Source organism: Aestuariimicrobium soli (assembly GCF_051192575.1).
GTDB classification, from domain to species: domain Bacteria; phylum Actinomycetota; class Actinomycetes; order Propionibacteriales; family Propionibacteriaceae; genus Aestuariimicrobium; species Aestuariimicrobium soli.
Genome location: NZ_JBPJSQ010000001.1, coordinates 39,056 through 60,569 on the forward strand (window position 1 = coordinate 39,056; position 21,514 = coordinate 60,569).

The following is a 21,514-nucleotide window of genomic DNA, read 5'->3' on the forward strand; positions in this document are numbered from 1 at the left end:
ACCATGCTGCAGCTCTCCGAGGAGACCGTGATCGTTCGCGCGGGCGACCCGCACCCCGGGTCGGCCGACCCCCACCCCCGCGTGCGCATCCCAGCGGTGGCCGTGCTGGCCTCGGGGCGCATCCTGCTGGCGCACGACGTTCGCCCCAGCCACAACCACGACCTGCCCGGACCCATCGACATCGTGGTGCGCCACAGCGACGACCTCGGGCACGGATGGAGCGAACCGCGCCTGGTCAGGCCACACGTCGACCGGGCGGATGACGGTCACCCGCGCGGCTACGGCGACCCCAGCCTCACGGTCGACCCCGCGACCGGGCGTGTCTTCTGCTGGTACGTCGGCGCCGGCGATCGCAGTTTCTGGGACGCCGAAGCTGGCCCCGACGGTCGCGGGCAGGAACTGTGGTGCTCGACCTCCGACGACGAGGGACTCACCTGGACCCATCGGGAGCTGACCCGCGCGCTCAAGCCTGCCGACATCGGGGGCATGTTCGCCTCGTCCGGCAACGGGGCGGTGGTCACGGGGGGACCGCACGACGGACGACTCCTGCAGCCCCTGGTGATGCGCAGCGCCGAAACCGGCGAGCACTTCACCGCCGCCGCGATCTCCGACGACCACGGTGACACCTGGACCCTCGGTGAGCGGGTCGGGCCCGACTGCGACGAGACGAAGCTGCTCGGGCTCGCGTCGGGCGAGGTGCTGCTGCACTCACGAGCCACGCCGCTGCGCCGGACGGCCCGTTCGTCCGACGGTGGAACGACCTTCTCGCCGGCGCTGCCCGACCAAGCACTGAGCGACCCGGCGTGCAACGGTGGCCTGGCCTTGTGGGGCGAGACCGTGGTCAGCACGCTGGTGAAGCACCCCAACCGGCGCGTCGGCATCGTGCTGAGGTTCTCCGACGACGATGGGGTCACCTGGTCGGAGCCGGTGACCGTCACCGATGATCCGGCGGCCTACTCGGTGGCCGCCGCGCTCCCCGACGGATCGCTGCTGATCGTCTGGGAGGGCGGCCACTGCGACGACCTGCGGATGGTCACCGTTCGACGCTGACCTCGTCATGGTCGGGCTCGTCGTTCCCAGACCTGTCGTGCTGGCCCTCGAGCGGGAGAGGTTCGGACGATCCGCGCGAGGCGATCAGGCTGGTGATGGTGGTGATCGCGAGCACCCCCACGATCACGACCAGCGACCAGGTGGTCGGCACCGTGGGCACCCCGGGCCACACGCCGTGGGCCCAGTGGAGCACGAGCTTGACGCCGATGAAGGCGAGGATGATCGCGAGCCCGTAGCTGAGGTGCACCAGCTTCGACAGCACACCTTCCAGCACGAAGTACAGCGCCCGCAGCCCCAGCAGGGCGAAGGCGTTGGTGGCGAACACCAGGTACGGGTCGCCGGTGATGCCGTAGACGGCGGGCACGGAGTCGATGGCGAACAAGATGTCGGTGCCGAGAATGGCCAGCGTGACCACGGCCAGCGGGGTGAGCACGCGGCGTCCGCCCTCGGAGATCGTCATCCTGGTGCCGTGGTAGTCAGCGGCGACGGGCCAGAACCGGTTGATCAGCTTGACCACGGCCATCTGGGAGACGTCGGTGTCCTGGTGGCCCTGTTGGGCGTCGCGCCAGACCTTGACGGCGGTCGCCACCAGGATCAGGCCGAAGAACAGGAACGTGATCGCGAACGACTGGATCAGGGTGGCGCCGACGGCGATGAAGATGGCGCGCAGCACCAGAGCCCCAGCGACACCGATCAGCAGCACGCGCTGCTGCAGGGCCTTCGGCACCGCAAAGCCGGCGAGGATCATCATGAAGACGAACAGGTTGTCGACCGACAACGACTTCTCGACCAGGTAGCCGGTGTAGTAGTCCAGTCCGGTGCCGCCGCCGTAGCGGGTCCACAGGAACACGCCGAAGAGCAGCGGCAGGGCGACGTAGAACACCGACCAGCCGATGGCCTCCTTCATGGAGACCTCGTGTGGCTTGCGGGTGATCAGGAAGTCGAGGGCGAACAGGGCGATGATGCCGGCGATCGTCCAGCCCCACAGGGCGGGGGAACCGATGCTGGTCAGGCCCTCGAGGGGCAGCAGTGCAGGGGGCATGGGAATGTCCTCAGATCTCGATGGGTCTGAGGTCTCCTTCACCCGAGGGTCTCGGGTGCTCGCGCCGAAGATGGATGACCATCCGTAGTGACCGGCGGAGGCTTGGTGAAGTACTCCCCTCGGGTATCACGGTAACCGACGGCCCCGAGAACCGCGAAATCGCGCGAGCGTGTCAGTCGACGACGCGGGCGGCCCCCTTGTCGGCCGACTGGGCGAACTTCGCGAAGATCTTCAGCGCCTGCGAGACCTCGCGCTGGCGGTTGGCGGGCTTCCAGCCCGTCGCCTGGCGGCGCGCGCGGCGCTCGGCCAGCACGTCGTCGGGCACGTCCAGGTGAATGCGTCGGTCGGGGATGGAGATCTCGATGATGTCCCCGTCCTCGACCAGGCCGATGGTGCCCCCGGCGGCCGCCTCGGGCGAGATGTGCCCGAGCGACAACCCGGACGAGCCACCCGAGAATCGTCCGTCGGTGATCAGGGCACACTTCGGGCCCAGACCGACACCCTTGAGGTACGAGGTGGGGTAGAGCATCTCCTGCATGCCGGGCCCGCCCTTGGGTCCCTCGTAACGCACGACGACCACGTCACCGGCCACGATCTTGCCGCCCAGGATCTGCTCGACGGCCTCGTCCTGCGACTCGGAGACCTTGGCGGTGCCCCGGAAGACCCACTGGTCCTCGGGCACGCCAGCGGTTTTGACGATGCAGCCGTCCTCGGCCAGGTTGCCGTAGAGCACGGCCAGGCCACCGTCGGCGGTGTAGGCGTGCTCCACCGAGCGAATGCAGCCGGACTCGGAGTCGGTGTCCAGACTCGACCAGCGGTTGGTCGACGAGAAGGCCTGGGTCGTCCGGACGCCACCGGGGGCGGCGTACCACAGGTCCATCGCGTCATCAGAGGCCTTGCCCCCGCGCAGGTCCCAGTCGTCCATCCAGGCCTGCAGGCTGGGGGAGTGCACGGCGTGCACGTCGTTGTTCAGCAGGCCACCGCGGAAGAGTTCGCCCATGATGGCGGGGATGCCGCCGGCCCGGTGCACGTCTTCCATGTAGTAGTTGTGCGTGTTCGGCGCCACCTTGCAGATGCAGGGCGTGTGCCGCGACAGGTGGTCGATGTCGGGCTGGGTGAAGTCGACCCCGGCCTCGTGGGCGGCGGCGAGCAGGTGCAGCACGGTGTTGGTCGAGCCGCCCATGGCGATGTCGACGGTCATCGCGTTCTCGAACGCGGCCTTGCTGGCGATCGAGCGGGGCAGCACCGAATCGTCGTCACCGTCGTAGTATCGCTTGGCCAGATCGACGACCAGTCGTCCCGCGTTCTCGAACAAGCCCTTGCGCTGGGCAGCAGTGGCCAGGGTCGAGCCGTTGCCCGGCAACGACAGACCCAGCACCTCGGTCAGGCAGTTCATCGAGTTGGCGGTGAACATGCCGGAGCACGATCCACAGGTGGGGCAGGCATTCGCCTCGATGGTGTCGAGCTGGTTGTCGGGCACGGTCTGGTCGACGGCCTTGACCATCGCGTCGATCAGGTCGAGCCGGGTCTGCGCGGTCTGGGTGGTGGGGTCGATGACCGCCGTGCCGGCCTCCATCGGGCCGCCCGAGACGAACACTGTGGGGATGTTCAGCCGGAGCGCCGCCAGCAGCATGCCGGGGGTGATCTTGTCGCAGTTCGAGATGCACACCAGGGCGTCGGCGCAGTGCGCGTTGACCATGAACTCGACGGCATCGGCGATGATCTCGCGCGACGGCAGCGAGTAGAGCATGCCGGCGTGGCCCATGGCGATGCCGTCGTCGACGGCGATGGTGTTGAACTCCTTGCCGACGCCCCCGGCCTCGGCGACGGCACCGGCGACGAGCTGCCCCATGTCCTTGAGGTGCACGTGCCCGGGCACGAACTGGGTGAAGGAGTTCGCGATCGCCACGATCGGCTTGCCGAAGTCGCTGTCACCCATGCCGGTGGCACGCCACAGCGCGCGGGCGCCGGCCATGTTGCGGCCGTGGGTGGTGGTCTTGGAACGCAGTTCGGGCATCAGTTCCTCCAGAGAAGTGCTCCCGTCCAGACTAGGCCGTCGGGCGAGGGCGGGCCCGGCTCGTCCGCACTGGGAGCCGCCGAGCTCGGCGCTGGGACCCCGAACGAGAACGCAGAACGGGCGGCCCGGATCTCTCCGGGCCGCCCGTGTCGGGGTGGGGTGAGCCGCCTCACTCGGCGGCGACGCGCTCCTTGCGGTTGGCCACCGAGAAGAAGCCCCAGCCGTAGACCAGGTTCATGAGGCCCATGCCGACCACGAAGGCGGCCACGCCGTAGGTGATCACCGAGCTGAACAGCGAGGTGCGCAGGAAGGCGCCGTTCATCTGAGTGGTGCGCTGGCCGGTGTACTTGGCCAGGTCAGCCTTCAGCTGGGTCAGCTCGGGGCTGGCCTCGATCTTGGCGACCACGTCGGCGTCGGTGCTGGTGAGGTCGTCGACTCCCAGCTCCTTGGCCTTGTTCTTGGCCTGGGTCTGCAGGGCACCGAGCTCGGCGTAGGTCTTGCCGTCGCTGCCGGCGGTGGCGTGGTGCTTGATGATCTCGGCCTGACCGAAGGCGGTGATCGGGCCAGCCACGTTCTTGCCAGCGACCTTGATGCCCATGACGGGGGCGGCGTCGGCAGCGACGGTGATGCGCTCGTCCTTGAGCTGCGAGGTGACGACACCCCAGGTGACAGCTCCGGCGACGATCATGACCAGGCCAGCGACGAAGGAGATGATTCCGACGATCTTGGTGGGCTTCATGGGAGGGACCTTTCGAACATCTGCGGACGAGCTGGGGTTTCGTCCCAGCCCTTGCTACGACGTCGTGTCGTAGCAAGATGAACGCTACGGCGGTGATTGAACGCTGAAATGGGCGACCCCCCTGAATTGCGGCTCGCGGGTGCGCGGCATCATGGAGGGGACGCGGATGTCAGCCACCTCGCCTCGCTGGCTCGCCTCGCTGTAGGTCGGGCAGACGTCCTCGTCCACGATGCGAGAGGGGAACCCACCGGCCACCGGACGCCGGGGTATGGTGAACCCGTGCGCACGATCCTCGTACTCCACCAGCGCTGAACCGACCAGCAGTCGACTCAGCGCACCCTCGTATGCCCCAGGAGGCAGCGGGGGTTTTTTGTTGTCAGGGACGATCCACGCACACCGGCCCATCCGGGCCACCGACACCCCGCCCACCGACGGGCACCGAGGAAAGGGAGACACCATGGCAGGTGACCACACACCTGAGATGACCGGCGCGCAGGCGCTGGTGGCTTCGCTCGAGAAGCTCGATGTCGACGTAATCTTCGGCATCCCCGGCGGCGCGATCCTGCCGGCCTACGACCCGCTCTACGACTCCAAGGTGCGCCACATCCTCGTTCGTCACGAGCAGGGTGCCGGTCACGCCGCCGAGGGCTACGCCGCCTCCACCGGACGGGTCGGGGTGTGCATGGCCACCTCCGGCCCCGGGGCCACCAACCTGGTCACGCCACTGGCCGACGCCTACATGGACTCCGTGCCGATCGTGGCCATCACCGGTCAGGTGCACTCGGCCTTCATCGGCACCGATGCCTTCCAGGAGGCAGACATCCGCGGCATCACCATGCCGATCACCAAGCACAACTTCCTGGTCACACGCGTCGAGGACATTCCGCAGGCCCTCAAGGAGGCCTTCCACATCGCGGCCTCGGGTCGTCCGGGCCCCGTGTTGGTCGACATCGCCAAGGATGCCCTGCAGAACTCGGCGCCGTTCGTGTGGCCGGGTGCGGTCAAGATCCCCAGCTACCGGCCCACGGTCAAGCCGCACGTGTTGCAGATTCGCCAGGCCGTCAAGTTGATCGCCGATGCCAAGCGGCCGGTGCTCTACATCGGTGGCGGTGTGGTGAGGGCCGAGGCGTCGTCCGAACTGAAGGCATTCGTCGAGAAGACCGGTATTCCGGTGGTGACCACCCTGATGGCCCGGGGTGCCTTCCCTGACAGCCACGAACTGGCAATGGGCATGCCCGGCATGCACGGCACTGTCTCGGCGGTGGGTGCGTTGCAGCGATCCGACCTGCTGATCACCATCGGTGCCCGGTTCGACGACCGGGTGACGGGACGGCTCGACACGTTCGCCCCCGAGGCCAAGGTCATCCACGCCGACATCGACCCCGCCGAGATCTCGAAGAACCGGGTCGCCGACGTGCCGATCGTGGGCGACGCCAAGAACGTGCTCAAGGAGCTCAACGAGCAGATCAGCAAGGTCGACTGTGCCGACATCTCGGAATGGGTCACCTACGTCACGGGCCTGAAGAAGCGCTACCCCGTGGCCTACGAGCTGCCCGAGACGGGCGAACTGAGCCCGCAGTACGTGATCAAGCGGCTGGGCGACATCGCCGGCCCCGACACGATCTGGGCCGCCGGCGTCGGCCAGCATCAGATGTGGTCGGCACAGTTGTTGCCCTTCGAGCGGCCCGACAGGTGGCTGAACTCCGGCGGCGCCGGGACGATGGGCTACTGCGTGCCGGCGGCGATGGGCGCCAAGGTCGGCAACCCCGACCAGGTGGTCTGGGGCATCGACGGTGACGGCTGTTTCCAGATGACCAACCAGGAACTGGTGACCTGCGCGCTCAACGACATCCCGGTCAAGATCGCGGTCATCAACAACCAGGTGCTCGGCATGGTGCGCCAGTGGCAGACCCTGTTCTACGAGTCGCGCTACTCGAACACCGAACTGCACAGCCAGCGGGTGCCCGACTTCGTGAAGCTGGCCGAGGCGATGGGGTGCGTGGGGCTGCGCGCCGAGACCCCCGACCAGGTCGACGACGTGATCAATCAGGCCATGGCCATCAATGACCGCCCCGTGGTCGTCGAGTTCGTGGTCAACAAGGACGCCATGGTGTGGCCGATGGTGGCCGCCGGCACCAGCAACGACGAGATCAAGATCGCGCGCGACCTCGCGCCCGACTGGGAGGAGGAGGTCCTGTGAGCTCGCACACGCTCTCGGTCCTGGTTCACAACAAGCCGGGCGTTCTCGCCCGCATCGCCGGACTGTTCTCGCGTCGCGGCTTCAACATCGAGTCGCTCACCGTCGGCCAGACCGAGAAGCCCGAGCTGTCGCGCATGACGGTGGTGGCCGAGGTTGAGGACCCGCTCGTGCTCGAGCAGATCGTCAAGCAGCTCAACAAGCTCATCGAGGTGCACAAGGTGCTCGAACTCGACGAGGCCTCGGTGCTGCGCCAGCTGGTGCTGGTGAAGGTGCGCTCCGACATCGACAACCGATCCAAGATCGTCGACACCGTCAACCTGTTCCGCGGCAAGGCGGTCGACGTCAGCCACGAGTCACTCACCATCGAGGCCACGGGCTCGCACGAGAAGATCCAGGCACTGCTGGCGATGCTCGAACCCTTCGGCGTGCTCGAGATCGTCACCTCGGGTCACGTGGCCCTGGGTCGCGGCTCCCGCGCCATGACCGATCGCACCCGTTCCGACATCCGCCGCGACAAGGAACAGCAGGGCTGATCGAGTCCTGATCGCGGACGAGGGCCCTCGTCCGCCCGTTCACACGCAACAATCTACGAACCACACATCACGAGGAGAACCACTGCCATGGCAGCAAAGATGTACTACGACGCCGATGCCGACCTGTCGCTCATCCAGAACCGTCACGTCGCCGTGATCGGCTACGGCTCGCAGGGCCACGCCCACGCGCTCAACCTGCGCGACTCGGGCGTCGACGTGCGCGTCGGCCTGGCCGAGGGCTCGAAGTCGCGCGATAAGGCGGAGGCTGCCGGCCTGCGCGTGGTGAGCGTCGCCGAGGCCGTCGAGGAGGCCGACCTGGTGATGATCCTCGTTCCCGACCAGGTGCAGCGCAAGGTCTACGCCGAAGAGATCGCCCCCAACCTGGCCAAGGGTGACGCCCTGTTCTTCGCCCACGGCTTCAACATCCGCTTCGGATACATCGAGGCTCCCGAGGGCGTCGACGTCTGCATGGTTGCCCCCAAGGGCCCCGGCCACCTGGTGCGCCGCGAGTACGCCGACGGACGAGGCGTGCCCGTGCTGGTCGCCGTCGAGAAGAACGAGTCGGGCAAGGCCCTCGAGCTCGCGCTGGCGTACGCCCGGGCCATCGGTGGCCTGCGCGCGGGTGGCATCGAGACCACCTTCACCGAGGAGACCGAGACCGACCTGTTCGGCGAGCAGGCGGTGCTGTGTGGTGGCGCCTCCGCGCTGGTGCAGGCCGGGTTCGAGACCCTCGTCGAGGCCGGGTACCAGCCCGAGGTGGCCTACTTCGAGTGCCTGCACGAGCTCAAGCTGATCGTCGACCTGATGTACGAGGGCGGCATCGCCAAGCAGCGCTGGTCGGTCTCGGACACCGCCGAGTTCGGTGACTACGTCTCGGGCCCCCGCGTCATCGACGCCCGGGTCAAGGAGAACATGAAGGCCGTGCTGACCGACGTGCAGAACGGCGCCTTCGCGAAGCGCTTCATCGACGACCAGGACGCGGGCGCTCCCGAGTTCAAGGCGTTCCGTGAGGCCGGCGAGAAGCACCCGATCGAGGAGACCGGTCGTGAACTGCGCAAGCTGATGGCGTGGGTCAAGTCGTCCGACTCGGACTACACCGAGGGCACCGCCGCCCGCTGATCCCAGCTGCGGGTGGGGCTTGGTCCCAGCAGCCCGCAGAGCATCGCCGTCGGGCGCCACGCCGCATTCGGCACAAACCGGCACCAAAACGTGCGACCCCCAGGAAGATTCCTGGGGGTCGCACGTTTTCGTGTGAGTCTGTGGCGAGCGACGACGGTCAGCGACTGATGGCCTCGACCACGTCTCCGGTCGCCGCGTTCGACAACTGGCGTGCCAGGTCGGCCTGACTGATGATGCCCACGACCTGGTCGCCCTCGACCACCAGCAGTCGGCGCAGTTGGTTGCCGGCCAGAGCCTGGGCGACCTCGTCGGACGAGGCATCGGGTGCCACCGACACGAGGTGGTGGCTGCAGCATTCCTCGACGGTCTCCTTGTCGACGTCGAGCCCGGCGGCGAGCCCCTTGACGACCAGATCGGTTCTGCTGTTTCGACCCTAACCCGCGAGGCGCGCCTCAGTTGCTGGCTGCCGGGCAAACCGGCACCAAAACGTGCGGCCCCCAGGAATTTTCCTGGGGGTCGCACGTTTTCGTGCGAGTCTGCGGAGGGGTTCGGCTGGCGGGGGCTCGGCCATCGGGTGCCTCGGCCAGCACGTCTCGGCTAGCGTGACCGAGTGATCGTGCACCACCTCGACGGTTGTCCCGTGCGCCTGCGCCAGCCCTGCGACCTGTCGTGGGTCGCCGACCTGGGCACCGTGTTCGCCGTCTTCGACGAGCAGGACTCGGGCAACCTGTGTCTGGGGGTGACCACTTCGACCGGGGAGCGGCTCTTCGGCAAGTACGCCGGGGCCGCCACCACCGAGTACGAGGGGACGATCGCCGACGCCGTGGCCCGCCTCCGCCATGCCGGGGAGGTCTTCGAGGCGTTGGCGCACCCGAGCCTCGTCCGGTTGAGGGAGCGGCGTGACGCGGGGCTGACCCCCGACGGTGAGCCCGGCCACCTGCTCGTCTTCGACTGGACCGACGCGGTGCCGCTCGGGCGACAGTACGGACGAGCCGCCGAGGTCCGCGCCCTGCCGGTGGCGCAACGCGTCGACCTGGTGACCCGCATCATCGAGTTCCACGTGCAGGCGGCCGACCGTGGCTGGCAGTGCGTCGATCTCTACGACGGCAGCGTGATGGTCGACCTCGGAGCCGACCCGGCCCGCCTGGTGCTGTGTGACGTCGACATGTATCAACGTGCACCCCTGACCAACACCATGGGCCGCATGTGGGGGTCGACCAGGTTCATGGCCCCCGAGGAGTTCACCCTGGGCGCCGCACTGGACGAACGCACCACCGTGTTCACGCTGGGCTCGCTGGCGCACGCGTTGCTGGGCGACAGCGACACCAAGGCCCGCGGGGACTGGGAGGCCGACCAGCGGCGATTCGACGTGTGCCATCGCGCCCGCAGCGCCAACCGGGCGGGGCGTCACGCCACCGCCGCCGAGCTGCTGACCGACTGGATCGGGCCGGACTTGGGTGGGTCTTGAGCTGGCTGGGTTCTGAGCCGCCCACCCGATAGCCTCGGGACAGCGGAAGGCAGTCAGATGGTGTTCTTGGTGGTGGGCGTGGTCGGCGCCGCGATTCTCGTGCTCTCGCTGGTGCTGGGCGACTTCTTCCACATCGGCGATCACCTCGGTGGACTGCTCGACTCCGACCTCGTGTCGACGGCCGCCCTCGCTGCCTTCCTGGGGGTCTTCGGTTTTGTCGGTTGGGGCGTGCACGCCGCCACGGGCCGCCTCTGGCTCGCGACCATGGTCGGCATCGTCGCCGGTCTCGTCGTCGGTTATGCGCTCGGACGACTGACCCGGGCCCTCGGCCGCCCCGACCCGACAGGGTCGCTGAACACGTCATCGCTGGTCGGCCTGAGTGCCACCGTGATCTCCGACATCCCCGCGGGTGGATACGGCGAGGTGCGCGTCAACGCCGCCGGTCACCCGCTGAAGTACAACGCTCGCTCCGACGAGGCGCTGCCGCAGGGAACGCCGGTGTGGGTCGCCGGCGTCCTTTCAGCGACGGCCGTCGAGGTGCGTTCCACCCGCGAACTCGACGCCCCAGCCCCGCACGACAACCCCTGACGGACAGGAGTCCCCATGCCCGACATCTCACCCTTGGCCATCGGCATCGCAGCAGCGGTGGTGGTGGTCATCATCGCCGCGCTGCTGATCGTCAGCCGCTACCGCGTGGCCGGCCCCAACGAGGCCTTCATCGTCACCGGCCGCAAGGGCAAGGAGGTGCGCAACCCCGAGACCGGCACCCTGTCGACCGACCTGTCGGGCCAGAAGGTCGTGATGGGTGGTGGCGTGTTCGTGTGGCCCTTCGTCCAGCGCCTGCACACCCTCGACCTGTCGAGCCGTCGCATCATGGTGCAGATTCGGGGCGCCGTCTCCGGCCAGGGCATCAAGCTGAACCTCGACGGTGTCGCCATCGTGAAGGTGGGCGGCAACGAGGACTCCATCCGCGCCGCGGCCCAGCGCTTCCTCTCCCAGCAGGACGAGATCGAGACGTTCACCCAGGAGACCCTCGCGGGTTCGCTGCGTTCCATCGTCGGCCCGCTGACCGTCGAGCAGATCATTCGAGACCGGGCGGCCTTCGCCCAGCGCGTCGCAGATGAGTCCGAATCGTCCCTCACCGGCCAGGGACTGGTGCTCGACACCTTCCAGATCCAGGACATCACCGACGACGGCACCTACCTCTCCGACCTCGGACGACCCGAGGCCGCCAAGGTGCAGCAGGTCGCGGCCATCGCAGAGTCGGCGGCGCGGCAGGAGGCCGAGCAGGCCCGCATCGCCGCCGAGCAGCAGATCGCCATCGCCCAGCGTGAGCTGGCGCTGAAGCAGTCCGAGATCAAGGCCGAGACCGATGCCGCCCAGGCGCGCGCCGCCGCGTCGGGTCCGCTGGCCCAGGCCGACCGCGACCAGGCCATCCTCACCGAGCAGGAGAAGGTGGCTGTCCGGCAGGCAGCGCTGAAGGAGCGCCAGCTCGACACCGAGGTGCGCAAGCCGGCCGACGCCGAGCGGTACCGCATCGAGACCGAGGCCGAGGCCCGTCGCGCTGCCTCGATCTCGCAGGCCGCCGCCAGCAAGGCCACCGCGATCGCCAATGCCGAGGCCGAGGCCGAGACCGCTCGCCTGACCGGTGAGGGCGACAAGTCCCGCCGTGCCGCACTGGCCGAGGCCGAGGCGATCGAGGGTGCCCGTCGCGGTGAGGCCGAGAAGGCCCGCCGTATCGCAGAGGCCGACGCCGTGCGCGCCGAGGGTGAGGCGCAGGCCGCCAGCGTGTTGGCCGTCGGTGAGGCCGAGGCCGCCGCGATGAACAAGCGCGCCGACGCCTTCGCCCGCTACAACGAGGCCGCCGTGCTGCAGATGCTCGTCGAGGTGCTGCCGCAGGTCGCCGAGAAGGTCGCCGCCCCGATGGCCGGCATCGACAAGCTGACGGTGATCTCGACCGACGGCGCGGGAGCCGTGCCGAAGCAGGTGACCAACAACGTGGTGCAGACCATGGAGCTGATCAAGAACACCACCGGTGTCGACCTGTCGAAGCTGCTCTCGAAGTACTCCGACGACGCCGTGGTCGCCAGCCAGAAGGCGGACGAGCCCCAGGCCTGACCGCAGACTCGCACGCAAACGTCCGACCCCCATGAAGATTCATGGGGGTCGGACGTTTTCCTGCGAGTGTCACGTGGACGAGAGCACCTGTCAGCGGCCCCCGACCTGCGGTTGGCTGCCGGTGCTCTCGGTCTTGGGGGCGGCCACCAGGGTCGCGGTGAGGGTGCTGGTGGCGCCGTTGCGCACCACCGTCAGGGTGACCTTTTCGCCGACCGCGGCCGAGCGAATCTGCGCCACCAACGAGTCGGACGACGTCACGGCCACCTGGTTGACGGCCGTGATCACGTCACCGGCCTGCAGTCCGGCGTCGGCGGCGGGAGTGCCGCTGGCCACGGAGGTGACGCGCGCGCCCTCCAGCGTCACCCCGGCGGCGGTCGCGGAACCGTCCGTGGACGACAGCCCCAGGTAGGCGTGGTCGGCCGAACCCGTGGCGATCAACTGCTTCACCACCTGCGCGACGTCGTTGGACGGGATCGCGAACCCGATGCCGATGCTGCCGGACTGGCTCGAGGCCGAACTGCTCGACAACGTGGCGATCGCGGAGTTGATGCCGACCAGTTCGCCATTGGCGTTCACCAGCGCGCCACCGGAGTTGCCCGGGTTGATGGGCGCCGAGGTCTGGATCGCGTTGGTGTAGACGGGGTCGGCCTGCGAGCCCGGCGTGGTCGACTCACCGCTGGTGACGACCGGACGATTCAGCGCGGAAACGATGCCCGTGGTGACGGTGTCGCTGAGGCCCAGCGGGTTGCCGATCGCCATCACCGCCTGCCCGACCGTGACCTTGTCGGAGTCGGCCACCGTGATCGGCTGCGCACCCTTCGGCAGCGAGGCGATCTTGATGACGGCCAGGTCGGACGACGCGTCGGTGCCCACCACGGTGGCGTCGTAGGTGGCGTTGCCGAACTGCACCGTGATGGTCGCGCCGGTGCCCAGCCCCGACACGACATGGTTGTTGGTGACGATGTGACCCGAGGCGTCCCAGATGACGCCTGTGCCCTCGGCGCCCGATCGTCCGCTCGTCACGGTGATCGACACGACCGACGTCGACGCGGCAGCGGCGGTCTGCGACCAGTCGGGGTTGGACGAGTTGCCCTGCACCACCTTGGTCACGGTGCTGGAGGTGCCGGCGACCTGGGTGATCGAGGTGGCGGACGAGGGCGTCAGGTAGCGATCCGCCGTCCAGGCGGTGCCACCCCCGATACCGGCGGCCAGCACGGCGACCGCCATGAACGAGGCGACCCCTCGGCGCTTCTTCACCGGCGGCTGCACCGGCTGGTGCTGCTGGGGGATGGCCACGTAGTTGGGGTACTGCTGGGTGCTCATCACAACCTCCGGGGGTTCGGTGTGGGGCGGTCTGCCTCTCACCGACGAATCAACTCCCCGGGACTGTGTGCTTCCTGTGAGCCACCCACAGGTCGCCTGTGACGTGGGGTGGTGCCGGCATGCCGTCATGCCGTCGGTCGAGTAGGGAGCGAAGCGACTGTGTCGAGACCTCGGGCTGCCGGGCGAGGCGCCGCTCAGCTGAGGATGGCGGCCGCCATGTCGTCCAACGTCTGCTTCGTCCTGGGGTGACCGACCAGATTCAGGTGGCCGTGCTTCATGCCGACCGCGGTCAGCATCACCACGTCCACGCCGGCCGCCACGAGCTGCTCGGCGAGGCGTTCACCCGAGGCGCGCAGTTCGTCGTACTGGTCATTCACGATCAGGCACCGGGGCAGACCGCCCAGATCGTCCCGCTCGCCGATGTAGCCGTAGGGGTCGTCCGGGGTGGCGCCGTAGACCGCGCCGATGAAACCGAGAGTGCCGTCGTCGAAGCCCGAGGAGAACACCCCGAGGTCGGCGGCCAGGTCGTCCGAGAGGGGCACGGGTCGCGCGTGCACGACGGGGTAGATGGGCAGCCAGACGTGGGGGAGTGGGCCGCCCTCGTCGCGCAACCGGACGACCACCCCCGCGATCAGGTTCGCCCCCGCCGATGCGCCACCGATGGCCAACCGAGCCGGGTCGATGCCCAGGTCGGCCGCGTGCTCGACCACCCACGACCAGACGGCGTGCACGTCGTCATGGGCCACCGGGTACTGGTTTGAGATCTGTTCGGGCAGCGGCGGTGCGGCGGGCGGGGTGGGTGCCCCGGTCAGGCGGTAGTCGACCGAGACCACGACTCCCTGCGTGCGTGAGGCGATGCCCCGACTGACCTCGTCGGCCTCCGGCATGTCGAGATCGCCGTGCATGAAGGCGCCGCCGTGACACCAGACCAGTCCGGGCGCTCCGGTGGTCGAGGCCGCGTCGGTGGGTGTGGCGCGGTAGATGCGCACGGGAATCTCACCGTGCGGGCCTGCCACCGTCTGGTGGTGCACCACGACCTCGTCGGACTCGCGGGCGCCGTAGGGGCGCGCCATCACCGCATCGATGTCGGCCTGGCTGGCATCGGCGCCGAGGGCCTCGGCTTCGGCGACGCGGGCGGCGAACAGTTCGTCCAAAGGCATGGGGCCAGCCTAGATCTCCCGAGCGGTCACCGGGGTTGGCGCTGACCTCTGCTCCCAGGTGTGCGAAATGCGCACCCGAACGGGGGTTCGAGTCCCATCTGGGGAACGAACCCCGTTTCGGGTGCGCATTTCACACACTTTTCGCCACGGCACGGCACGCGCAACGCGGAAACGACAGGGCGCGGTGCCGTGGACCGCGGCAACCCCGCCTCAGCCGGCCACCAGGGCGGCGATGTCGTCGCCGATCTGCTGCGTGACCCGCTGCTTGCCGGCGCGCCCCGCGATGTCGGTCTCGACGGCCGCCACGATCCGGGCGGCGTCGTCGGCGCGCCCGAGGTGGTCGAGCAGCAGGGCCATCGACGAGATCGCGGCCGTCGGGTCGGCCTTGCCGGTGCCGGCGATGTCGGGCGCCGAGCCGTGCACGGGCTCGAACATCGAGGGGTACTCGCGCGTCGGATTGATGTTGGCGCTGGCCGCCAGACCGATGCCGCCGGTGACCGCTCCCGCCAGGTCGGTGACGATGTCGCCGAACAGGTTGTCGGTGACGATGACGTCGAACCGCGAGGGGTTGGTCGTCAGGTGGATCATGGCGGCGTCGATGTGCTGGTAGTCGGTCTCGACCTGCGGGTACTCGGCGGCGACCTCGGTGAACACGCGGTTCCAGAGCTTGCCGGCGTTCACCAGCACGTTGTGCTTGTGCAGCAGGGTGACGTGGTTGCGGCGGCGGGTGGCGCGCTCGAAGGCGTCGCGGACGACCCGCTCGACCCCGAAGGCGGTGTTGACGCTCACCTCGGTGGCCAGTTCCTGGGGGGTGCCCACGCGCACGGCGCCACCGTTGCCGCAGTACAACCCCTCGGTGCCCTCACGCACGACGACGAAGTCGACGGTCTTGCCGGCGATCACCGAGTCGGCGAGCGGCGACGGCACGCCGGGGTACAGCTTCGAGGGGCGCAGGTTGACCGCGTGGTCGAGCGCGAAGCGCAGCTTCAGCAGCAGCCCGCGCTCGAGCAGTCCCGAGGGAATCTGCTGGTCGCCGGGGTGCGCACCGACAGCGCCGAGCACGATCGCATCGACCTGCTTGAGCTCCTCGAGGGCCGAGTCGGGCAGCACCTCGCCGGTGCGCTTCCAGGCCTCGGCGCCCAGGTCGTAGTCGACGAACGAGAAGGTGGACTCCCCGACGGTGGCCTTCAGCACCTTGAGCGCCTCGGCCGTCACCTCCGGGCCGATGTAGTCTCCGCCGATCACGGCGATGGTTGCTGTCATGGCGGTGACTGTAACCAGCGTCACGGCAAGCCCGGCGCCGATTCCACCACCCGGGCGGGGAGCGGATAAGTTGCGTCCATGGAGTTCACGCTGCCCGCCGATGCCACGTTCACCGATGCCGCCCGCATCGCCGAGGTGCACGCCGATCCCGGCTTCGGGGTCTACTTCACCGATCACATGGCTCGCATCGAGTGGTCCGCCGACCAGGGCTGGCACGACCCGGCCGTGGTGCCGTACGGGCCGCTCCAGCTCGACCCCGCCGCGGCGGTGCTGCACTACGCCCAGGAGATCTTCGAGGGCATGAAGGCCTACCGGCACGCCGACGGCTCGGTGTGGACCTTCCGGCCCGAGGCCAACGCCGCCCGCTACGCCCGGTCGGCCACCCGGCTGCAATTGCCGACCCTGCCGGCCGAGGACTTCATCGCGTCGATCGAGGCCCTCGTCCGTCTGGACGAACGGTGGGTGCCGCATCCCGGTGACCCCGCCTCGGGTCAGGCCGAGCAGAGCCTGTACCTTCGTCCGTTCATGTTCGCGCGCGAGGCATACCTGGGCGTGCGCGCGGCCAAGCAGGTCACCCACCTGGTGATCGCCTCGCCCGTCGGGCCGTACTTCACCAGCGGCGTGAAGCCCGTCGACATCTGGCTCGAGGACGAGTTCTCGCGCGCCGCTCCCGGCGGCACCGGTGCGGCCAAGTGTGGCGGCAACTACGCGGCCTCGCTGCAGGCCCAGACGAAGGCTGCCGAGCACGGGTGCTCCCAGGTGCTCTTCCTCGACGCCGTCCAGCACAAGTGGCTCGAGGAACTCGGCGGCATGAACATCGTGCTGGTCAGCAGCAACGGCGAGCTGATCACCCCCGAGACCTCCGGCACGATCCTCGAGGGAGTCACTCGGTCGTCGGTGCTGCAGGTGGGCGCCGACCTCGGCCTCACCCCCGTGGAGCGCCCGGTCAGCTGGGTCGAGGTGGTGAAGGGGGTCGAGTCGGGCGCCTTCACCGAGATCTTCGCCTGCGGCACGGCCGCCGTGATCACCCCCATCCGCGCGATCCGCTCGGAGCACGACCAGGTCGAGGTGGGCGAGCCGGGTGCAGACTCGGTGTCGCTGCGGATCCGTCAGCGGCTGGTCGACATCCAGTACGGACGAGCCGCCGACACCCACGGCTGGTTGCACCGGCTGGCCTGAGTGGGGCAGGCCGCGAGCCGCCAACCTACGGTTCCGTATCGAAGCGTGGAACCGCGCACGCGTCGTCCTGCACAGGTCTCACGATGGAACCCTGCCCCGGATCCCCTGGGGCTTCGGAGTCCCGCACAGGAGTTGACCAGTGACGCTCACCCCCGTCGCCCCCGAGAGCCTGCACATCTACGACACCACGCTGCGCGACGGCGCCCAGCAGGAGGGCCTGCGGCTCACGGTGTCGGACAAGCTGCGCATCGCCGCCCTGCTCGACGAGCTGGGGGTCACCCACATCGAGGGCGGCTGGCCCGGCGCCAACCCGAACGACACCGCCTTCTTCGCGGCAGCCGCCGAACAGCTGAACCTGCGCTCGGCCACCCTGGTGGCCTTCGGATCGACGCGTCGGCCGGGTGGCAAGGCCGCGGACGACCCGCTGGTGGCCGCCCTGCGCGACGCCCAGACCTCGCACATCTGCCTGGTCGCCAAGTCGCACGATCGCCACGTCGAGCAGGCCCTGCGCACCACGTTGGACGAGAACCTGGCCATGGTGCGCGACACCGTCTCGCACCTGGTCAACGAGGGCAAGCGCGTCTTCGTCGACTGCGAGCACTTCTTCGACGGCTTCCGCCGCAACGAGGCCTACTCGCTCGAGGTCGTGCGGGCCGCCGCCGAGGCGGGGGCCGAGGTGGTCGTGCTCTGCGACACCAACGGCGGCATGCTACCCAGCTGGATGGGTGACGTGGTCTCGTCGGCGGCCGCGATCGGCGTCGACCTGGGCATCCACTGCCACAACGACACGGGCTGCGCGGTGGCCAACTCGATGGCCGCCGTCGAGGCCGGTGCCATGCACGTGCAGGGCACCATCAACGGCTACGGCGAGCGCACCGGCAACGCCGACCTCACCACCGTGGTGGCGAACCTGCAGCTCAAGTACGGCTGGGAGCCCCTGGGCGGACGAGGGCTCGAGTCGCTCACCCACATCAGCCACGCGATCGCCGAGATCGCCAACCAGGCTCCGCATGCCCGCCAGCCCTACGTGGGCCACTCGTCCTTCGCCCACAAGGCGGGGTTGCACGCGTCGGCGATCCGCGTCGACCCCAACCTGTACCAGCACATCGACCCCGCCCTGGTCGGCAACGACATGCGCATGCTGATCTCAGACATGTCGGGTCGCGCCAACATTCAGATCAAGGCCGAGCAGTTGGGCTTCGACCTGCCCGACCGTGACACCGCCGCCCGGGTGGCCGAGGTGGTCAAGGACCGTGAGGCCAACGGCTACTCCTACGAGGCCTCCGACGCCAGCTTCGAGCTGCTGATGCGCGACATCCTCGGCACGCTCGACAAGCCCTTCGAGGTGGGTGCCTGGGAGGTCGCCACTCGGCACGCCGCCCTGAACACGCCCGGCGACTCGTCCGCGACCGTCACCATGAGCGTCGACGGCGACGAGAAGACCGTCACCGCGGCCGGCAACGGCCCGGTCAACGCCCTCGACTCGGCCCTGCGGGAGGTGCTCAGCCACGGCTTCGAGCAGGTGCTGCCGTACCGACTCTCGGACTACCGGGTACGCATTCTCGAGGCCGGTTTCGGCACCGACGCGGTCGTACGGGTGCTGATCGACATGGGCACCACCGACCGCACCTGGACGACCGTGGGCGTGGGCACCAACGTCATCGAGGCCTCCTGGGAGGCCCTGTCGGACGGGTACCTGTACGGCCTCGTCAAGGGCTACTGAGGGGGCTGGCGGAGCAGCCGGTCAGCTGACCCGCTCGATCACCAGCGGGGCGGACGAGGCTGCCGCTCCCGACTCGATCGTCCAGCCACCGGCCAGCGCCTGCTTCGCGCGGTCGAACGCGTCGGGGGTGTCGGTGAGCAGGGTGAACAGCGGCTGACCCGTGGTCACCCGGTCACCCGGCTTGGCGTGCATGACCACCCCGGCGCCGGCCTGCACCGGGTCTTCCTTGCGCGCCCGACCGGCCCCCAGCCGCCAGGCGGCCAATCCGACGGCCATCGCGTCGAGTCGGGTGAGGGTGCCGGAGCCGTCGGCGGTGACCACCTCGTTGTGCCGCGCCGTCGGCAGCGGGGCATCGGGGTCGCCGTCCTGGGCGCGGATCATCGCCTTCCAGACATCCATGGCCGACCCGTCGGCCAGCTTGTCGGCCGGGTCGACGTCGACGCCGGCGGCCTGCACCATCTCGCGGGCGAGGGCCAGCGTCAGCTCCACCACATCGGCGGGTCCGCCACCGGCGAGCACCTCCACCGACTCGGCGACCTCGATGCCGTTGCCGGCGGTGAGGCCGAGCGGGGTGTCCATGCCGGTCAGCAGGGCGACGGTGTTCACGCCGGCCGCCGTGCCGAGCGCCACCATGCGGGTGGCCAGTTCGCGGGCCTTGTCGAGGGTGTCCATGAACGCGCCGGCGCCGACCTTCACGTCGAGCACCAGCGAGTCGGTGCCCTCGGCGATCTTCTTCGACATGATCGAGCTGGCGATCAGGGGAATGGCCTCAACGGTGCCGGTGACGTCGCGCAGCGCGTAGAGCTTCTTGTCGGCCGGGGCGAGCCCCGTGCCGGCGGCGCAGATGACGGCGCCGACCTCTTCGAGCTGGCGCATCATCTCGTCATTGCTGAGGGCGGCCCGCCACCCGGGAATCGCCTCGAGCTTGTCGAGGGTTCCGCCGGTGTGGCCGAGGCCTCGTCCGCTCAGCTGCGGAACCGCGACGCCACAGGCGGCCACCAGCGGGGCCAACGGCAGGGTGATCTTGTCGCCGACGCCCCCCGTGGAGTGCTTGTCGGCGGTGGGGCGGGACAACCCCGAGAAGTCGAGCCGCTCGCCGGTGTTGATCATGGCGGTCGTCCAGGTGGAGAGCTCGGCATCGGCCATGCCGCGGAAGTAGATGGCCATCGCCATGGCCGACATCTGCTCGTCGGCGACGTCGCCGCGGGTGTAGGCCGGGATCAGCCAGTCGATCTGGTCGGCGGTCAGCTCGGCACCCGACCGCTTGGCGCGAATCAGCTCGACAGCATCGAAGGAACTCATGGCGGCAGTATGGCAGTCGAGGTCTGGGCGGTGGCAGACTCCCCCCATGACGCCCCACCTGCAGGTCACCTCCGTCACGCTGGGCTGCCCCGACCCGGTGGCCCTCGCCCAGTTCTACGCCCACCTGCTCGACACCACCGTCACCTCGCAGGAACCCGGCTGGGCCCAACTCACGGCCCCTCGTCCGCTCGATGCGCAGGGGCGCGGGGGAGTCACCCTCAACTTCGAGCGCGAAGCCCAGTGGACCACACCCGTGTGGCCGGCCGAGGCCGGGCGTCAGTTCGCCAGTCAGCATCTCGACATCTGGGTGGACGACCTGGACGCCTCGGTCGCCTGGGCCCTCGACTGCGGGGCCACACTGGCCGCCGAACAACCCCAGGACACGGTGCGGGTGATGATCGACCCCGCCGGGCATCCGTTCTGCCTGTTCGCCTGATCCGGCCGCCGGCGGCGCGCCGATAGGCTTGGGCCCATGCGCATCGCCCGATACTCCCTGCCCGGGGCCGACCCCGCCTTCGGCATCGTCGAACTGGCCGCCGACCAGGGCAACCACCCCGACACCGTCTCGCAGATCACGGGTGACCCGCTGGCCGGGCCCGTCAACTACACGGGGCAGCGGCACGGGTTGGACGAGGTGCGCCTGCTCGCGCCGGTGATCCCGCGCTCCAAGGTGATCGGTGTGGGGCGCAACTACGCCGCCCACGCCGCCGAACTGGGCAACGAGGTGCCCGACCGTCCGCTGCTGTTCTTCAAGCCGAACACGTCGGTGATCGGGCCGGGCGAGGCCATCGTGAAGCCCGCCGAGGTCACCGAACTGAGCTACGAGGGCGAACTGGCCGTCGTCATCGGGCGGATCGCCAAGCACGTTCCCCCCGAGCGGGTGCAGGAGGTCATCTTCGGCTACACCGTCGCCAATGACGTCACCGCCCGCGACCTGCAGAAGCCCGAGGGCCAGTGGGCCAGGGCCAAGGGTTGGGACACCTTCTGCCCGCTCGGCCCGTGGCTGGTCACCCACCTGTCGGTGGACGAGGCCGGGCGCCTCGGGGTCAGCACCACCCTCGACGGTGAGACCCGCCAGGACGGCAACACCGACCTGATGATCCGCTCCATCACCGACCTGGTCAGCTACATCTCGGCCTTCACCACCCTGCTGCCCGGTGACGTCATTCTCACCGGCACCCCGGCCGGGGTCGGCGCGATGCAGGCCGGGCAGGAGGTCAGTGTCACCGTCGAGGGAATCGGGACGCTCACCAACCCCGTGGTGGACGAGGACTGAGC

At 69.1% G+C, this 21,514-nt stretch carries 19 protein-coding genes; 11 read left to right on the forward strand and 8 right to left on the reverse strand.

Annotated elements, in window-relative coordinates; all coding sequences use genetic code 11:
* The first annotated feature begins 3 nt into the window (after nt 1-3).
* The gene (locus ACSDQ9_RS00185) at nt 4-1,050 is read left to right on the forward strand and encodes a sialidase family protein (RefSeq protein WP_435142399.1); all 1,047 of its coding nucleotides are present in this window, start codon (nt 4-6) and stop codon (nt 1,048-1,050) included.
* Here ACSDQ9_RS00185 and ACSDQ9_RS00190 read toward each other — a convergent pair.
* From ACSDQ9_RS00190 to ACSDQ9_RS00200, 3 genes are all read right to left on the reverse strand, one after another.
* Nucleotides 1,034-2,092, reverse strand: a complete 1,059-nt coding sequence (locus tag ACSDQ9_RS00190) for a TerC family protein (RefSeq protein ID WP_435142401.1) — start codon at nt 2,090-2,092, stop codon at nt 1,034-1,036. The two genes, ACSDQ9_RS00185 and ACSDQ9_RS00190, sit on opposite strands and share 17 nt — an antisense overlap.
* A gap of 172 nt (nt 2,093-2,264) precedes the next feature.
* Complete coding sequence (gene ilvD, locus ACSDQ9_RS00195) at nt 2,265-4,109, reverse strand: dihydroxy-acid dehydratase (protein WP_435142403.1); 1,845 nt, start codon at nt 4,107-4,109, stop codon at nt 2,265-2,267.
* Between the two features lie 169 nt (nt 4,110-4,278).
* On the reverse strand, nt 4,279-4,848 hold the full coding sequence (locus ACSDQ9_RS00200) for a hypothetical protein (protein WP_435142405.1): 570 nt from the start codon (nt 4,846-4,848) through the stop codon (nt 4,279-4,281).
* Nucleotides 4,849-5,329: 481 nt separating this feature from the next.
* On the opposite strand from ACSDQ9_RS00200, the gene ACSDQ9_RS00205 reads away from it, so the two are divergent.
* From ACSDQ9_RS00205 to ilvC, 3 genes are all read left to right on the forward strand, one after another.
* Nucleotides 5,330-7,048: an acetolactate synthase large subunit gene (locus tag ACSDQ9_RS00205; RefSeq protein WP_435142407.1), complete on the forward strand. Its 1,719-nt coding sequence runs from the start codon at nt 5,330-5,332 to the stop codon at nt 7,046-7,048.
* Nucleotides 7,045-7,581: an acetolactate synthase small subunit gene (gene ilvN, locus ACSDQ9_RS00210; RefSeq protein WP_435142409.1), complete on the forward strand. Its 537-nt coding sequence runs from the start codon at nt 7,045-7,047 to the stop codon at nt 7,579-7,581. The genes ACSDQ9_RS00205 and ilvN overlap by 4 nt, the downstream gene beginning before the upstream one ends.
* Before the next feature lie 87 nt (nt 7,582-7,668).
* Nucleotides 7,669-8,700, forward strand: coding sequence for a ketol-acid reductoisomerase (ilvC, locus tag ACSDQ9_RS00215; protein ID WP_435142411.1), 1,032 nt, complete (start codon nt 7,669-7,671; stop codon nt 8,698-8,700).
* A 157-nt stretch (nt 8,701-8,857) separates the two neighbouring features.
* On the opposite strand, the gene ACSDQ9_RS00220 is transcribed toward ilvC, so the two are convergent.
* The gene (locus tag ACSDQ9_RS00220) at nt 8,858-9,112 is read right to left on the reverse strand and encodes a CBS domain-containing protein (RefSeq protein ID WP_435142758.1); all 255 of its coding nucleotides are present in this window, start codon (nt 9,110-9,112) and stop codon (nt 8,858-8,860) included.
* A gap of 198 nt (nt 9,113-9,310) precedes the next feature.
* Here ACSDQ9_RS00220 and ACSDQ9_RS00225 point away from each other — a divergent pair, with 198 nt between their 5' ends.
* The 3 genes from ACSDQ9_RS00225 to ACSDQ9_RS00235 are packed head-to-tail and all read left to right on the forward strand — an operon-like array spanning nt 9,311 to nt 12,286.
* Nucleotides 9,311-10,168 (forward strand): serine/threonine-protein kinase, encoded by an 858-nt coding sequence (locus ACSDQ9_RS00225; protein WP_435142412.1) that lies wholly within the window; start codon nt 9,311-9,313, stop codon nt 10,166-10,168.
* Nucleotides 10,169-10,225: 57 nt separating this feature from the next.
* Nucleotides 10,226-10,756, forward strand: a complete 531-nt coding sequence (locus tag ACSDQ9_RS00230) for a hypothetical protein (RefSeq protein WP_435142414.1) — start codon at nt 10,226-10,228, stop codon at nt 10,754-10,756.
* A gap of 15 nt (nt 10,757-10,771) precedes the next feature.
* Entirely contained in the window at nt 10,772-12,286 is a 1,515-nt protein-coding gene (locus ACSDQ9_RS00235; protein ID WP_435142416.1) for a flotillin family protein, read from the forward strand.
* 90 nt (nt 12,287-12,376) lie between these two features.
* Here the strand turns inward: ACSDQ9_RS00235 and ACSDQ9_RS00240 are convergent, their stop codons facing one another.
* The 3 genes from ACSDQ9_RS00240 to ACSDQ9_RS00250 form a co-directional block, all read right to left on the reverse strand.
* Nucleotides 12,377-13,609: a S1C family serine protease gene (locus ACSDQ9_RS00240; protein ID WP_435142418.1), complete on the reverse strand. Its 1,233-nt coding sequence runs from the start codon at nt 13,607-13,609 to the stop codon at nt 12,377-12,379.
* Nucleotides 13,610-13,803: 194 nt separating this feature from the next.
* A complete protein-coding gene (locus ACSDQ9_RS00245; protein WP_435142420.1) occupies nt 13,804-14,769 on the reverse strand; it encodes an alpha/beta hydrolase in 966 nt (321 codons plus the stop codon).
* A 210-nt stretch (nt 14,770-14,979) separates the two neighbouring features.
* Nucleotides 14,980-16,032, reverse strand: coding sequence for a 3-isopropylmalate dehydrogenase (locus tag ACSDQ9_RS00250; RefSeq protein ID WP_435142422.1), 1,053 nt, complete (start codon nt 16,030-16,032; stop codon nt 14,980-14,982).
* A gap of 78 nt (nt 16,033-16,110) precedes the next feature.
* On the opposite strand from ACSDQ9_RS00250, the gene ACSDQ9_RS00255 reads away from it, so the two are divergent.
* Nucleotides 16,111-17,211, forward strand: coding sequence for a branched-chain amino acid aminotransferase (locus ACSDQ9_RS00255; RefSeq protein WP_435142423.1), 1,101 nt, complete (start codon nt 16,111-16,113; stop codon nt 17,209-17,211).
* A gap of 139 nt (nt 17,212-17,350) precedes the next feature.
* The gene (gene cimA, locus ACSDQ9_RS00260) at nt 17,351-18,934 is read left to right on the forward strand and encodes a citramalate synthase (protein ID WP_435142424.1); all 1,584 of its coding nucleotides are present in this window, start codon (nt 17,351-17,353) and stop codon (nt 18,932-18,934) included.
* Between the two features lie 21 nt (nt 18,935-18,955).
* Here cimA and ACSDQ9_RS00265 read toward each other — a convergent pair whose 3' ends face one another.
* On the reverse strand, nt 18,956-20,236 hold the full coding sequence (locus tag ACSDQ9_RS00265; protein ID WP_435142426.1) for a thymidine phosphorylase: 1,281 nt from the start codon (nt 20,234-20,236) through the stop codon (nt 18,956-18,958).
* 46 nt (nt 20,237-20,282) lie between these two features.
* Between ACSDQ9_RS00265 and ACSDQ9_RS00270 the strand changes: the two genes are divergently transcribed.
* A complete protein-coding gene (locus ACSDQ9_RS00270) occupies nt 20,283-20,672 on the forward strand; it encodes a VOC family protein (protein ID WP_435142428.1) in 390 nt (129 codons plus the stop codon).
* A gap of 36 nt (nt 20,673-20,708) precedes the next feature.
* The gene (locus tag ACSDQ9_RS00275) at nt 20,709-21,512 is read left to right on the forward strand and encodes a fumarylacetoacetate hydrolase family protein (protein ID WP_435142430.1); all 804 of its coding nucleotides are present in this window, start codon (nt 20,709-20,711) and stop codon (nt 21,510-21,512) included.
* The last annotated feature ends 2 nt before the right edge of the window (nt 21,513-21,514 follow it).